The organism is Streptomyces sp. NPDC001380 (assembly GCF_042895785.1).
In the GTDB taxonomy this organism is placed as follows: Bacteria; Actinomycetota; Actinomycetes; order Streptomycetales; family Streptomycetaceae; genus Peterkaempfera.
In genome coordinates, this window is record NZ_JBIAWP010000003.1 from 152,477 (window position 1) to 165,665 (window position 13,189).

Annotated in this window: 14 protein-coding genes; 12 read left to right on the forward strand and 2 right to left on the reverse strand. The window is 76.8% G+C overall.

The annotated features are described in order from the left end of the window. The first annotated feature begins 74 nt into the window (after nt 1-74). From ACFY07_RS05590 to ACFY07_RS05600, 3 genes are all read left to right on the forward strand, one after another. On the forward strand, nt 75-1,439 hold the full coding sequence (locus ACFY07_RS05590; protein ID WP_390867668.1) for an alpha/beta fold hydrolase: 1,365 nt from the start codon (nt 75-77) through the stop codon (nt 1,437-1,439). 77 nt (nt 1,440-1,516) lie between these two features. Then, nucleotides 1,517-2,077, forward strand: a complete 561-nt coding sequence (gene tsaE, locus ACFY07_RS05595) for a tRNA (adenosine(37)-N6)-threonylcarbamoyltransferase complex ATPase subunit type 1 TsaE (RefSeq protein WP_390867512.1) — start codon at nt 1,517-1,519, stop codon at nt 2,075-2,077. Between the two features lie 184 nt (nt 2,078-2,261). Beyond that, nucleotides 2,262-2,495 carry a hypothetical protein gene (locus tag ACFY07_RS05600; protein ID WP_390867513.1) on the forward strand — a complete coding sequence of 78 codons (234 nt, stop codon included), beginning with the start codon at nt 2,262-2,264 and terminating at the stop codon, nt 2,493-2,495. Between the two features lie 117 nt (nt 2,496-2,612). Here the strand turns inward: ACFY07_RS05600 and ACFY07_RS05605 are convergent, their stop codons facing one another. Next, on the reverse strand, nt 2,613-3,179 hold the full coding sequence (locus ACFY07_RS05605; RefSeq protein ID WP_390867514.1) for a hypothetical protein: 567 nt from the start codon (nt 3,177-3,179) through the stop codon (nt 2,613-2,615). A 250-nt stretch (nt 3,180-3,429) separates the two neighbouring features. Between ACFY07_RS05605 and tsaB the strand changes: the two genes are divergently transcribed. From tsaB to ACFY07_RS05640, 7 genes are all read left to right on the forward strand, one after another. Beyond that, nucleotides 3,430-4,092, forward strand: coding sequence for a tRNA (adenosine(37)-N6)-threonylcarbamoyltransferase complex dimerization subunit type 1 TsaB (gene tsaB / locus ACFY07_RS05610; RefSeq protein ID WP_230648700.1), 663 nt, complete (start codon nt 3,430-3,432; stop codon nt 4,090-4,092). A gap of 29 nt (nt 4,093-4,121) precedes the next feature. Further along, the gene (gene rimI, locus ACFY07_RS05615) at nt 4,122-4,676 is read left to right on the forward strand and encodes a ribosomal protein S18-alanine N-acetyltransferase (RefSeq protein ID WP_390867669.1); all 555 of its coding nucleotides are present in this window, start codon (nt 4,122-4,124) and stop codon (nt 4,674-4,676) included. Further along, nucleotides 4,669-5,763: a tRNA (adenosine(37)-N6)-threonylcarbamoyltransferase complex transferase subunit TsaD gene (tsaD, locus tag ACFY07_RS05620; protein ID WP_390867515.1), complete on the forward strand. Its 1,095-nt coding sequence runs from the start codon at nt 4,669-4,671 to the stop codon at nt 5,761-5,763. Before rimI ends, tsaD begins: the two co-directional genes overlap by 8 nt. Then, entirely contained in the window at nt 5,760-6,059 is a 300-nt protein-coding gene (locus ACFY07_RS05625) for a hypothetical protein (RefSeq protein ID WP_390867516.1), read from the forward strand. Before tsaD ends, ACFY07_RS05625 begins: the two co-directional genes overlap by 4 nt. A gap of 246 nt (nt 6,060-6,305) precedes the next feature. Beyond that, a complete protein-coding gene (locus ACFY07_RS05630) occupies nt 6,306-6,629 on the forward strand; it encodes a hypothetical protein (RefSeq protein WP_390867517.1) in 324 nt (107 codons plus the stop codon). Beyond that, complete coding sequence (locus ACFY07_RS05635) at nt 6,568-7,218, forward strand: polysaccharide deacetylase family protein (protein ID WP_390867518.1); 651 nt, start codon at nt 6,568-6,570, stop codon at nt 7,216-7,218. The genes ACFY07_RS05630 and ACFY07_RS05635 overlap by 62 nt, the downstream gene beginning before the upstream one ends. 128 nt (nt 7,219-7,346) lie before the next feature. Then, nucleotides 7,347-9,389, forward strand: a complete 2,043-nt coding sequence (locus ACFY07_RS05640; RefSeq protein WP_390867519.1) for a cell wall-binding repeat-containing protein — start codon at nt 7,347-7,349, stop codon at nt 9,387-9,389. Between the two features lie 81 nt (nt 9,390-9,470). On the opposite strand, the gene ACFY07_RS05645 is transcribed toward ACFY07_RS05640, so the two are convergent. Further along, nucleotides 9,471-10,628 carry a methyltransferase domain-containing protein gene (locus ACFY07_RS05645; protein ID WP_390867520.1) on the reverse strand — a complete coding sequence of 386 codons (1,158 nt, stop codon included), beginning with the start codon at nt 10,626-10,628 and terminating at the stop codon, nt 9,471-9,473. A 455-nt stretch (nt 10,629-11,083) separates the two neighbouring features. Between ACFY07_RS05645 and groES the strand changes: the two genes are divergently transcribed. Both groES and groL read left to right on the forward strand, forming a co-directional pair. Then, nucleotides 11,084-11,392, forward strand: a complete 309-nt coding sequence (groES, locus tag ACFY07_RS05650; RefSeq protein ID WP_055586200.1) for a co-chaperone GroES — start codon at nt 11,084-11,086, stop codon at nt 11,390-11,392. Nucleotides 11,393-11,488: 96 nt separating this feature from the next. Further along, nucleotides 11,489-13,120, forward strand: coding sequence for a chaperonin GroEL (gene groL / locus ACFY07_RS05655; RefSeq protein WP_230648683.1), 1,632 nt, complete (start codon nt 11,489-11,491; stop codon nt 13,118-13,120). Nucleotides 13,121-13,189: the final 69 nt, after the last annotated feature.

Consider the following 13,189-nt stretch of genomic DNA (forward strand, 5'->3'; position numbering starts at 1 on the left):
CCTCCGGGGCCGCGGAGTCCGCGGTGCGGGCGGTCCAGGCGGTCGGCGACGCCGCCGGGGCCGTGGCCGACGGGATGCTGGTCCGGGCGGGGCGCCGGGCGGGCCTGCTCGGCCTGTCCGTCGGCGTGGTCGCCGCCGGCGCCGCGGCCGGCGTGGCGCTGGAGCGCCTCACCGTCGGCCGCGCCATGCGCCTGCGGGCCCGCGCCGAACTGGACGCCGCCGCCCCCTTCGGCTCGCTGCGCGGCGTCTCCCGCCAGGTCACCGCCGACGACGGCACCCGCCTGTACGTGGAGCTCGACGGCACCGCCCGGCCCGCCGTCCCCGCCGGACAGGACACCGCCGCCGGTCCGGCCGGGGCCGCCGCCGGCCCCGGGGCCGTGCCGGACGCCGGGCCGCAGGCCGGTCCCGGGGAGGCCGCCGGCGCCGCGGTGCGCCGCGGCTGGTTCGGCCGCCGGCGCGTCCAGCGCACGCCGGTCCTCGCCACCGCCCCCGCCGGCCCCGACGCCGCGCCGCCGGGCCCCTCCGGCGCGCCGCCCCTGACCGTCGTCTTCTGCCACGGCTACTGCCTCAACCAGGACAGCTGGCACTTCCAGCGGGCGGCGCTGCGCGACGGTGTGCGGATGGTGTTCTGGGACCAGCGCAGCCACGGCCGCTCCGAGCGGGGCCGCTCCTACCAGGCGGGCGAGCCCGCCACCATCGACCAGCTCGGCGCCGACCTGCGGGCCGTGATCGACGCGGCCGCCCCCGAGGGCCCGCTCGTCCTGGTCGGCCACTCCATGGGCGGCATGACCGTCATGGCCCTCGCCGATCAGCACCCCGAGCTGTTCCGGGAGCGGGTCGCGGGCGTCGCCCTCATAGGCACCACCGCCGGCCGGTGGAACGAGGTCACCCTCGGCCTGCCCGCCTACGGCGCCCGGGTGCTGCACCGCGTCGCGCCGGGCGTGCTGCGGGCGCTCGGCCGCCAGGTGGAGCTCGTCGAGGCCACCCGGCGGGCCGGCAGCGAGCTGACGGCGGTGCTGTACCGGAAGTTCTCCTTCGGCAGCGGCGGCGTGGACCCGGCGGTCGCCCGCTTCGCCGAGCAGATGCTGGAGGCCACGCCCATCGACGTGGTCGCCGAGTTCTACCCGGCCTTCGGCCTGCACGAGAAGGCCGCCGCCCTGGCGGGCATGGACGGCATCCCCTCCCTCGTCCTGGGCGGCACCCGCGACCTGCTCACGCCGCCCGCGCACAGCGAGGCGATAGCCGACGCGCTGCCCGGGGCCGAGCTGGTGCTGGTCCCCGACGCGGGCCACCTGGTGATGCTGGAGCACCCCGAGGTGGTCAACGCCCACCTCGCCGCCCTGCTGGAGCGGGCCGCCCGCCGCAGCGGCGTCCCGCTCGGCGGCCTGGGCGGACTCGACGGCGCGGGCGACCCGGACGGCTCCGGCGTGCGACCCTGAGACCCTGGAGGCCCCCGGACCCCGAACGCCCGGGGGCCGGACCCGGCACGCACCCCCGGAAGGACCGCGACACACCCATGGGCTCGTACGCCACCCTCACCGTGCCCACGCCCGACCGCATGCAGCGGCTCGGCCGCGAGCTGGCCGCGCTGCTGCGGCCCGGCGACCTGGTGCTGCTCTCCGGAGAGCTGGGCGCGGGCAAGACCACCCTCACCCGCGGCCTGGGGGAGGGCCTGGGCGTGCGCGGCGCCGTGACCTCCCCGACCTTCGTCATCGCCCGGGTGCACCCCCCGCTGGGCGGCGGCCCGGCCCTGGTGCACGTCGACGCGTACCGGCTGGGCGGCGGCCTGGAGGAGATGGAGGACCTCGACCTGGACGTCTCGCTGCCGGAGTCGGTGGTGGTCGTCGAGTGGGGCGAGGGCAGGGTCGAGGAGCTCTCCGAGGACCGGCTGGAGGTCCGCATCGAGCGGCAGCTCGGCGGCGACGGCCCGGAGGGGGACGCGGCGGAGCCTGCGGCGGACGGCGCGGCGGACGGGGACGCCGACGGCGCCGGGGACGTGCGCCGGGTCGTGCTCTGCGGCGTGGGCCGCCGCTGGGACGGCGCCGACCTCTCCGCGCTCGCCGACCGCCTGCACTGACCGGGGGCCGTGCCCGACCGGGCCCTGCCGGGCCGGATCGGGCCCGGCGGTCCGTGACCGGGGACACCCCCGTCGCGGGCTGGGGCGGCCGCGCCGACACGTCGTCCGCATGCTGTTGCGCCTTCCGGGGAAGGCATGGTCACATGGAGCAAGCGGTTAGGTGTACCTAACTCCGGGAGGCGCCATGTCGAGCAGCACCCCGCCGGACCGTGCGGACGAGCCCCGGCCCGCCCCGCCCGCGCGCGCCGCCGCCGGGACGCCCGAGGCGCCCGCCGTCTGCGCGCGGGAGCTCCTGGCCTCCTGCGCCGCCGCGGCCGCCGTCTCCACGCCCCCCACCGCCGCACCCGCCCCCGGCACCGGCCCGGACCCGCTCGACCCCGGCCCGCTCGACCCGGACCCGGTCGGCAGCGCCGCCTGATGAGCCCGCGCACCGGCGGGACCGGCAGTCACCGCCGGTGACCGGCCGCCGCGCCGGTCCACCCTCGCGTCAGGGCGGCACCGCGCCAGGGCGGCACCGTGTCAGGGCACCACCGCGTCAGGGCACCACCACGACCCGGCTCTGCAGCGGGGCGAACCGCCACAGCGCGGCGCCGTCCGCCCGTGTCTCCCGGATCCCGCCCGTGCGGCTCCCCGGGACGGGCGTCGGCAGACTGCCGTCCACCGCCGCGCTGAACCCCACCGGGACCCCGGACGACCGGGCGAAGAGCAGCACGTGCTCGATCGGCCGCCCGTCCGAGCCGGTGACGGCCGGGCGGCGCGAGAAGACGCCGTAGGTGCCGGGCGCCGGGTCGACGGCGCTGGGCCGCACCCGGAAGCTCCGCACCACCTGCGGTGTGCGCGCCGGGTCCACCAGCCACACCCGGTCGGCGCCGAGGGAGTAGACCACCCGGCGGCCGGTGCCCGAGGCGGCGGGCAGCGCCGGGACGGGCGGGGCCTGCGCCGCCCCCGGGCGGGGGGACGCCGAGGCTCCGGAGGGCGGCGGGGGAGAGGCCGGGGCGGCCTTCCGCCCGGTCCCCTGCGCCTGCACCGCGAGGGCCGCGACCACCGCCATCGCCCCCAGGGTGAGTCCGGTGACGACCGTCCCCGAACCGATCTTCGCCACGAGCGCTCCTCGTCCTCTGCCGCCTGTCGTGTCCCATCGTGCCAGCACCCTCCGGACGCGCCGCCGCGACCCGGCGCCGCACGGCCGTACGCGCCGTCCCGGCGGGCCGCGCGGACGTGCCGCCGGACCGGCCGCGCGGACCTGCCGGGCGGACCGGCCGCCCGGCCGGAGCCGCGCCCGGGACGTCCGGACCGCACGTCCGGACCGGATGCCCGGACAGGGTCCGCCCGGGACGCTCTAACCTGGATCCGTGCTCCTCCTCGCCTTCGACACCGCCACCCCCGCCGTCACCGCCGCCCTGCACGACGGGACGACCGTGGTCGCCGAGTCCACCCGGATCGACGCCCGGCGCCACGGCGAGCTGCTGCTGCCCGCGATCGACCGGGTGCTGCGCGACGCCGGCGCGGCCAAGGGGGACCTGACCGCCCTCGCGGTCGGCGTCGGCCCCGGCCCGTACACCGGGCTGCGCGTCGGCCTGGTCACCGCCGCCGCCCTCGGCCACGCCCTCGGCATCCCGGTCCACGGCGTCTGCACCCTCGACGGACTGGCGCGCGCCGCCCGCGCGGAGGGCGTCACCGGCCCCTTCGCCGCCGTCACCGACGCCCGCCGCAAGGAGGTCTACTGGGCCGCCTACGACGAGCACGGCGCCCGGGTCTCCGGTCCCGACGTCGACCGGCCCGCCGACATCGCCGACCGGCTGGCAGGAGCGCCCGCCGTCGGCGCCGGAGCGCTGCTCCACGCCGGCGTCCTCACCGGCGCGCGCGGCCCCGAGCACGTCTCCGCCGGGCACCTCGCCGCCCACGCCGCCGAGCGCCTCGCCGCCGGCGGGGACCTGCTGCCGCCGGTCCCGCTCTACCTGCGCCGCCCCGACGCGCAGGTGCCCGCCGGGTACAAGGCGGTGCTGCCGGCGTGAGCGGTCCGGCCGGAGTGCTGCTGCGGCCCATGCGCTGGTGGGACATCGCGCCGGTGCTGGAGCTGGAGCGGGAGCTCTTCCCCGAGGACGCCTGGTCGGCGGGCATGTTCTGGTCCGAGCTCGCCGACACCCGCCACCCCGGTGCGACCCGCCACTACACGGTGGCCGAGGACACCGCCGGCCGCGTCGCCGGCTACGCCGGGCTGATGGCGGTCGGCGCGGAGGGCGACGTGCAGACCATCGCGGTGGCCCGCGGGCACTGGGGGAGCGGCCTCGGCTCGCTGCTGCTGGCCGACCTCGTCCGCGAGGCGGGACGGCGCGGCTGCGCCGACCTGCTGCTGGAGGTCCGCGTCGACAACCTGCGGGCCCAGCGCCTGTACGAGCGGTTCGGCTTCGAGCCGGTGGGCGTGCGCCGCAACTACTACCAGCCCGCGGGCGTGGACGCCCTGGTGATGCGCCTGGAGGACCCCGCGCACGCCCCGCTGCCCGACCCCGCACACCCCCGCCCCGCCGGACCCCCGGCAGCCGCCGGACCCGCCGAACCCGCCGAACCCGCCGACCGAGGAAGCACCACTCATGGCTGACGAGCCCCTTGTCCTGGGCATCGAGACCTCCTGCGACGAGACCGGCGTCGGCGTCGTCCGCGGCACCACCCTGCTCGCCGACGCGGTCGCCTCCAGCGTCGACGAGCACGCCCGCTTCGGCGGCGTCGTCCCGGAGGTGGCCAGCCGCGCCCACCTGGAGGCCATGGTCCCCACCGTGCAGCGCGCCCTGGACCGGGCCGGCGTCACCGCCGCCGACCTCGACGGCATCGCCGTCACCGCCGGTCCCGGACTGGCCGGCGCGCTCCTGGTCGGCGTCTCCGCCGCCAAGGCGTACGCGTACGCGCTCGGCAAGCCCCTGTACGGCGTCAACCACCTGGCCTCGCACATCTGCGTCTCCCAGCTGGAGCACGGCCGCCTGCCCGAGCCCACCATGGCGCTGCTGGTCTCCGGCGGCCACTCCTCGCTGCTGCTGACGGAGGACATCACCTCCGACGTGCGGCCGCTGGGCGCCACCATCGACGACGCGGCCGGCGAGGCCTTCGACAAGGTGGCGCGCGTGCTCGGCCTCGGCTTCCCCGGCGGCCCGGTGGTCGACCGGATGGCGCGGGAGGGCGACCCGGAGGCGATCCGCTTCCCCCGCGGCCTCACCGGCCCCCGCGACCCCGAGTACGACTTCTCCTTCTCCGGCCTGAAGACCGCCGTCGCCCGCTGGGTCGAGCAGAAGCGGCGGGCCGGCGAGGACGTGCCGGTCGCGGACGTCGCCGCCTCCTTCCAGGAGGCCGTCACCGACGTCCTCACCCGCAAGGCCGTGAAGGCGTGCCGCGCCAACGGCGTCGACCACCTGATGATCGGCGGCGGCGTGGCGGCCAACTCCCGGCTGCGGGCCATGGCCGAGGAGCGCTGCGAGCGGGCCGGCATCCGGCTGCGGGTGCCCCGGCCGGGCCTGTGCACCGACAACGGCGCCATGGTGGCCGCGCTCGGCGCCGAGATGGTGCGGCGCGGGCGCGACGCCTCCGCCCTGGACCTCTCCGCCGACTCGTCCCTCCCGGTCACCGAGGTCTCGGTGCCCGACCCGCACGGCGCCGTGCACGCGCACGCCCACCACTCCCTGGGAGGCGGGGCATGACCACCACCCTCATGTGGGAGGCGCGGGCGGCCGAGGGCCGCGGCGCCGTCCTGCTCGACTGGGTGCTCCAGCACGCCCTGCCCGACCTCACCGACTCCGTCGCCGGCCTGGAGCGGGCCGAGGTCTTCACGGCGGACGACGACCGGGTCCTGGTGGTCACCTGGTGGTCGGCCGCGCCGGGCGCCGCGCAGGAGCCGGAGCAGCGCGTCCTGCCGGAACTGCCGGACCCGCCCGCCGGGCTGCTGCGGCGGGAGCCGCACCGCTGGCGCTTCCGGCGGGTCGAGAGCTACCCCTGATCCCCGGCCCCCTGCTCCCGGCTCCCTGCTCCCGGCCCCGTGACCGCCGGCCGCCCGACCCCGGTCCCCGTGACCGCCGGCCGCCCGACCCCGGTCCCCGTGACCGCCGGCCCCTGCCCCGTGCCTCCGCCCTGCCCGGCCGCCGCCGCGGCCGGGCATCCGCACGCCCGGATCCCTCCGGTCGGACAACCGTTCGCCTCCCGCGGACGTCCCTCCAGGTGCCGCCGACCACGAGGAGGAGCAGCCGTGCCCGGCACCGCCCGCAGGAGCACCCGCGCCGCCGCCGCGACCGCCGCCGCAGCCCTGGCCGCCTCCCTGGCGGCGTGCGGCGGGGGAGCGGGCCGCAGCCCGGCCCCGGCCGCCCCCGTCCCGTCCGCCTCCGCGCCCGCCACCACGGCCCGCGCCGGACTCCCGGCCCCCGCCGCCGAGGCCCGGCGCCGCGCCGCGCTCTGGCGCGCCTGGGGCCTGGCGCCGCTCCCCCCCGGCGCCCCCGCCGCCCGCCGCGCCCGTGCCGCCGAGGCGCACCGGCGCCGGACCGGTCCCGGTCGTCAGCCGCATCCCCACCCGTGACCGGGTCGTCTTCCTCACGATCGACGACGGCACGGAGAAGGACCCGGAGTTCGTCCGGATGCTCCGCGAGCTGCGGGTGCCGGTGACGATGTTCCTCACGGACGCGGCCATCCGCTCCGACTACGGCTACTTCCGCCGCATCCAGGCGCTCGGCGACACCGTCCAGAACCACACCCTCACCCACCCGTACCTGCCCGGCCTCGGCGCCGCCGCCCAGCGGGCCGAGATCTGCGGCCAGCAGCGCCGCCTCACCCGCGAGTACGGCGCCGCGCCCGCGCTCTTCCGGCCCCCGTACGGCGCCTACGACGCGGCGACCCTGGAGGCGGTCCGGGCGTGCGGGCTGCGGGCCCTGGTGCTCTGGAGGGAGTCCATGCAGATCAGGGACATGCAGTACCAGGACCCCGGCCGCAGGCTGCACCCCGGCGACATCGTCCTCGTCCACTTCCGCGGCCCGGCCGAGCTCAAGCACCGCACCATGACGGAGATGTTCGCGGCCCTGCTGCGCCGGATCGGCGGCCAGGGCTTCGCCGTCGGCCGCCTCGACGACTACCTCCCCGCACCGGACGGGCACCCGGGCGCCGCCGGCTGACCCCGGAAAACCCGAATACCTGTTCCCCGGAACAGGTCTGTACCACTAGGCTCCTGACGCCGCCGTCGCGGAGGACTCCCTCCGCGCGAGCCCGCGCGACGCGGGCGGTCCGGCGGCCCAGTGCCCGCGTGCCCCGCGCACGCACCATCCCCTGGGGGTCCTTTTTGAACCACCGCCTGCGCCGCGCGTCCGCGGCGCTCGCCTCCGTCCTGGCGGTCTCCGCCGGTGCGCTCACCCTGTCCGCCGCCCCTGCGGCGGCCGCCGGCTCGTGGCCGGCCTCCGACGGCCGCCTGCTCGGCTCGGACGGCTCCAACCTCTTCCGCACCTGGCCCGGCGGCTCCGGCTACGGCTACCTGCGCCCGGGCAGCGCCCCGGCCTGGTCGCCCGACGGCAGCCGGGCGGTCCTCGTCGACGCGTACCAGGACAACCGCCTGGTGACGATCCGCCAGGACGGCAAGTACGAGCAGTTCATCACGCAGAAGGGCGGCGGCGGCCGGGTCGCCGACCCGACCTTCTGGTACAACGGCGACTCCGTCGTCTTCCAGACCGGCGGCCGCCTGCACGTCGGCGCGTCCGACGGCTCCACCTGGCCGCAGCCGCTCCTCGCCGCCGACAAGGACGGCTGCGACTCGCAGCCCAGCGGATCCGGCCGCCTGCTCGCCTTCGTGCGCACCGGCCCGGACTGCTCCCACACCGGGGCGCCCGCGGTCTGGCTGTACGACGGCACCAGCCACGCCTTCCGCAAGCTGGCCTCCGACGCCTACCAGCCCTCGCTCTCCGCGGACGGCACCAAGGTCGCCTTCGTGCGCACCGTCGCCGGCGTCCGCCAGCTGTTCTCGGTCTCCGCCGACGGCACCGGGCTGAAGCAGCTCACCTCGGACGGCGTCCAGCACACGCACCCCGCCTGGTCGCCCAAGGGCGACCGGATCGCCTACGCGGGCGGTGCGGGCCTGGCCGTGCTCACCCCCGGCACCGGCGGCACCGCCGCCGTGCCGAACAGCGCCGGGCTCACCGACGTCGCCTGGCAGCCCCTGCGCTACAACTACGTCCAGCGCGTCTACGGCTCGGGCAGCACCACCACCAACGTCGCCGCCTCCCGCTGGACGTGGGACACCGCCGGCGGCGTCCACGTGCCCGGCCTCCTGGCCGCGAAGAGCGCCGTCCTCGTCAACAGCGGCTCGGCCCCCTACGGACTGACCGCCCCCGCCCTGGCGGGGTACAAGCAGGGCCCGGTGCTCAGCACCGGCGGCGGCTCGCTCGCCGCGGGCGCCTCCGCCGAGCTGCGCCGCGTCCTCCCCAAGGGCGCGACGGTCTACCTGGTCGGCGGCACCCAGATCCTCGGCAGCAAGGTCGCGAGCCAGGTCCAGGCCCTCGGCTACCGGCCGGTCCGGCTGGCCGGCGCCGACCGCTGGTCCACCTCGGTGGCGGTCGCCAAGGCGTCCACCAGCGCGCCGACGTGGGTCTTCCTGGCCTCCGGCACCGACTACCACGAGGCGCTGGCGGCCGCCGCCGCGGCCGGCGCCTCCGCGGGCAACCGCGCCGTGGTGGTCCTCACCAACGGCCGCAGCCTCACCTCCTCGGTCGCCTCGTACCTCAACGGGCTCAACCCGGGCACCAGCCACATCACGCCGGTCGGCTACGACGCCAAGCAGGCCCTGTTCAGCGCCTACGACCGCAACATGATGCCGCGCTGGCCCGGCAGCCTGGACTACTGGTACATCGGCGGCACCACCCACGAGGCGATCGCCGCCAACCTGGCCTCCTTCTGGTGGTCCTGGTCCACCGACGTGGTCCTGGCCCCCAGCAACGACTGGCAGGCCGGGATGAGCGCCGGCGCCGCGATGAACCGCTTCGGCCCGCTCCTGTGGAGCGGCACCTCCGCGCTCCCCGGCCCGACGTGGAACTACCTGGTGAACCGCGCCGCGGGCATCAACCAGCCGGTGGTCATCAGCCCGTTCAACGAGGTGCCCTCCGGGGTGGTCGCCTCGATCGGCACCGCGGTCAGCGCCGACGGCTCCTGGTACAAGTCCGCGTACTACCCGGCCGGCGCCGTCCCGATGAGCGCGGCCGTCCGCCGGTCCGCCGCCGTGGGGACCGCCCCGGCCGGCGCCGGGGGCCGGGGCCTGACCGCCCCGGACCCCTCCGGCGCGCAGCACCTGACCCGGCGCTGAGCCCCCGCGGCCCGGACCGGCGGACCCCGCCGGTCCGGGCCGCGGTGCGTCCGCGCCCGGCCCCCCGGCCCCGGCGGGGCCTCAGACCGGGTGCCCCAGCAGCATCGCCGGCGCCCCCGCCACCCGGGTGAGGAAGACCGTGCAGGACTCCGGCCCCTCGGGCCGCAGCCTGCGCCGCAGCTCCTCGGGCTCCACCGCCGACCCCCGCTTCTTGACCACGACCGTCCCGACCCGCCGCTCCCGCAGCAGCGCCCTGAGCCGCTTGAGGTTGAAGGGCAGCGCGTCGGTGACCTCGTAGGCGGTCGCGAAGGGGGTGCGGACCAGCGCGTCGGAGGTCAGGTAGGCGATCGCCGGGTCGACCAGGGCGCCCCCCACCTGCTCCGCGACCTCGGCCACCAGGTGCGCCCGGATCACCGCGCCGTCCGGCTCGTACAGGTACCGCCGCACCGGGCCCGCCGCCACGTCGGGCAGCCGGCCGCCGGTCAGCGTGGCGCCGCCGGGCAGCAGCGTGGCGCGGTGCGGCTGCGCCGCCCCCGTGCCGAACCAGAGCACCGCCTCCTTGACGTCCCCGCCGTCGGAGACCCACTCCGCCTCGGCGTCCTCCGGCACCGCCTCGTGCGGGATCCCGGGGGCGACCTTCAGCGCCGCGTACCGGGTGCGCCGGCCCGCGGCCACCGCCCAGGACAGCGGCGGCGAGTACGCCTCCGGGTCGAAGATCCGGCCCCGGGCCCCCCGGCGCGCCGGGTCGGTGAAGACCGCGTCGAAGCCCGCGAGGTCCACGTCGGCGACGTCCGCGCACCGCACCTCGACCAGGCCGGCCAGTCCCAGCGCGCGGGCGTTGGCCTCCGCGGCGGCGCAGGCCTCCGGCGAGCGGTCCACGGCGAGGACGGAGATGCCGGCGCGGGCCAGCGCCACCGCGTCGCCCCCCACCCCGCAGCACAGGTCGGCCAGCCGCCGCACCCCCAGCTCCGCGAAGCGCCGGGCCCGCCACTCGGCCACGGAGGTGCGGGTGGCCTGCTCCACGCCGTCGGCGGTGAAGTACATCCGGTCCGCGTCCGTGCCGAACTTCGCCCGGGCCCGCTGCCGCAGCCGCGCCTGGCCGAGCGCGGCCGACACCAGCTCCGCGGGGTGCTCCCGGCGCAGCCGGGTCGCCAGGGCCAGCTCCTCCCCGGGGTCGTGGTCCCGCAGCAGTTCCAGCAGGTCCTGGCCCTCGTCGGTCAGCAGCGTCGCGATCTCCACCCGCCCATTCTCCCGCCCCGCCCGGCCCGCCCCGCACCGCCCGCCCGGCCGTGCGCCGCCCGGCCCGCCCCGGCTCCCGAGACGCGGCCTCCCGCCCCCGGCCCCCCGCCGTGCCCGGCCGGCCCCCTCCCGGACGACACGCCCGGCGGAAAAACCGCTTTCCCCGCCCCCGCACCGGACCGGAGGCCCCGCCGCGCGCCCCCAACTCCCCACCCGCAGAGGCGAAGGGAACCCCCCGCCCGCCCCCGTCGCCCTCCCCGGCCACGCACCTGCAGCCGCCACTGGTTGGCACTCTGGTTGACTGAGTGCTAACCGCCCCCTATGGTCGTCCTTGGCACTCTCCCCAGGAGGGTGCTAACGCGACGAGGCAGGTCCGGCACCCGCGACGACGGACCGGCCAGGTCGCCACCTACCTATAGACAACCCCGTGAGATCTCCGAAGGGGGAGGTCGGACGTGACGACCGCCAGCACCAAGGTTGCCATCAAGCCGCTCGAGGACCGCATCGTGGTCCAGCCGCTCGACGCCGAGACCACCACGGCCTCCGGCCTGGTCATCCCGGACACCGCCAAGGAGAAGCCCCAGGAGGGCGTCGTCCTGGCTGTGGGCCCGGGCCGCTTCGAGGACGGCCAGCGTCTCCCGCTGGACGTCGCCGTTGGCGATGTCGTGCTCTACAGCAAGTACGGCGGCACCGAGGTCAAGTACAACGGCGAGGAGTACCTCGTCCTCTCGGCTCGCGACGTCCTCGCGATCATCGAGAAGTAGTTCCGACGCTGACCGCAGAGTCGTGACCCGCCCCGGGATCCGTGTCCAAGAGACCCGGGGCCCGGGGCGCGGTTGTTGAGAGGGAAAGACGTACTGATGGCGAAGATCCTGCAGTTCAACGAGGATGCCCGCCGCTCGCTGGAGCGCGGCGTCAACAAGCTCGCGGACACCGTGAAGGTGACGATCGGCCCCAAGGGCCGCAACGTCGTCATCGACAAGAAGTTCGGTGCGCCCACCATCACCAACGACGGTGTGACCATCGCCCGCGAGGTGGAGCTGGACGACCCGTACGAGAACCTTGGCGCGCAGCTCGTCAAGGAGGTCGCCACCAAGACCAACGACGTCGCGGGCGACGGCACCACCACCGCCACCGTGCTCGCCCAGGCCCTGGTGAACGAGGGCCTGCGCAACGTCGCCGCGGGCGCGAGCCCCGCCGGCCTGAAGAAGGGCATCGACGCGGCCGTCGCCGCCGTCTCCGAGCACCTGCTCGGCGTGGCCCGCGAGATCGAGGGCAAGGACGACATCGCCGCCGTGGCCGCGCTGTCCGCCCAGGACCCGCAGGTCGGCGAGCTGATCGCCGAGGCGATGGACAAGGTCGGCAAGGACGGTGTCATCACCGTCGAGGAGTCGAACACCTTCGGCCTGGAGCTCGACTTCACCGAGGGCATGCAGTTCGACAAGGGCTACCTGTCGCCCTACATGGTGACCGACCAGGAGCGCATGGAGGCCGTCCTCGACGACCCCTACATCCTGATCCACCAGGGCAAGATCTCCTCGATCCAGGACCTGCTGCCGCTGCTGGAGAAGATCCTGCAGGGCGGCGCCGCCAAGCCGCTGCTGATCATCGCCGAGGACGTCGAGGGCGAGGCCCTGTCGACCCTGGTCGTCAACAAGATCCGCGGCACCTTCAACGCCGTCGCGGTGAAGGCCCCGGGCTTCGGCGACCGCCGCAAGGCGATGCTGGGCGACATCGCGACCCTGACCGGCGCCACCGTCATCGCGGAGGAGGTCGGCCTCAAGCTCGACCAGGCCGGCCTGGACGTGCTCGGCACCGCCCGCCGCGTCACCGTCACCAAGGACGACACCACGATCGTCGACGGCGCGGGCTCCTCGGAGGAGGTCGCCGGCCGGGTCGCCCAGATCAAGGCCGAGATCGAGACCACCGACTCCGACTGGGACCGCGAGAAGCTGCAGGAGCGCCTGGCCAAGCTGGCCGGCGGCGTCTGCGTCATCCGGGTCGGCGCCGCCACCGAGGTGGAGCTCAAGGAGAAGAAGCACCGCCTGGAGGACGCCATCTCGGCGACCCGTGCCGCGGTCGAGGAGGGCATCGTCGCCGGCGGCGGCGCCTCCCTGGTGCACTCCGCCAAGGTCCTGGCCGACGGCCTCGGCCTCTCCGGCGACGAGGCCACCGGTGTCGCGGTCGTCCGCCGCGCCCTGGTCGAGCCGCTGCGCTGGATCGCCCAGAACGCCGGCCTGGAGGGCTACGTCATCACCTCCAAGGTGTCCGAGCTGGACGCCGGGCAGGGCTACAACGCCGCCACCGGCGAGTACGGCGACCTGGTCAAGGCCGGCGTCATCGACCCGGTGAAGGTCACCCGCTCCGCCCTGGAGAACGCCGCCTCCATCGCCTCCCTGCTCCTCACCACCGAGACCCTCGTGGTGGAGAAGAAGGAGGAGGAGCCGGCCGCCGCGGGCCACTCGCACGGCGGCCACGGCCACTCCCACTGAGGCACGCCCCCCGGGGCACACCGTCGGGGCCCGGTCCCGCCGCTTCCAAGCGGCGCGGCCGGGCCCCGG

Bases quoted from the DNA above. Each gene is read 5' to 3' on its own strand.
- groL (WP_230648683.1), top strand. From the start codon at position 11,489: ATGGCGAAGATCCTGCAGTTCAACGAGGATGCCCGCCGCTCGCTGGAG.
- ACFY07_RS05590 (WP_390867668.1), top strand. From the start codon at position 75: ATGCTGGTCCGGGCGGGGCGCCGGGCGGGCCTGCTCGGCCTGTCCGTC.
- ACFY07_RS05625 (WP_390867516.1), top strand. From the start codon at position 5,760: ATGACCACCACCCTCATGTGGGAGGCGCGGGCGGCCGAGGGCCGCGGC.
- ACFY07_RS05600 (WP_390867513.1), top strand. From the start codon at position 2,262: ATGTCGAGCAGCACCCCGCCGGACCGTGCGGACGAGCCCCGGCCCGCC.
- tsaD (WP_390867515.1), top strand. From the start codon at position 4,669: ATGGCTGACGAGCCCCTTGTCCTGGGCATCGAGACCTCCTGCGACGAG.
- rimI (WP_390867669.1), top strand. From the start codon at position 4,122: ATGCGCTGGTGGGACATCGCGCCGGTGCTGGAGCTGGAGCGGGAGCTC.
- tsaE (WP_390867512.1), top strand. From the start codon at position 1,517: ATGGGCTCGTACGCCACCCTCACCGTGCCCACGCCCGACCGCATGCAG.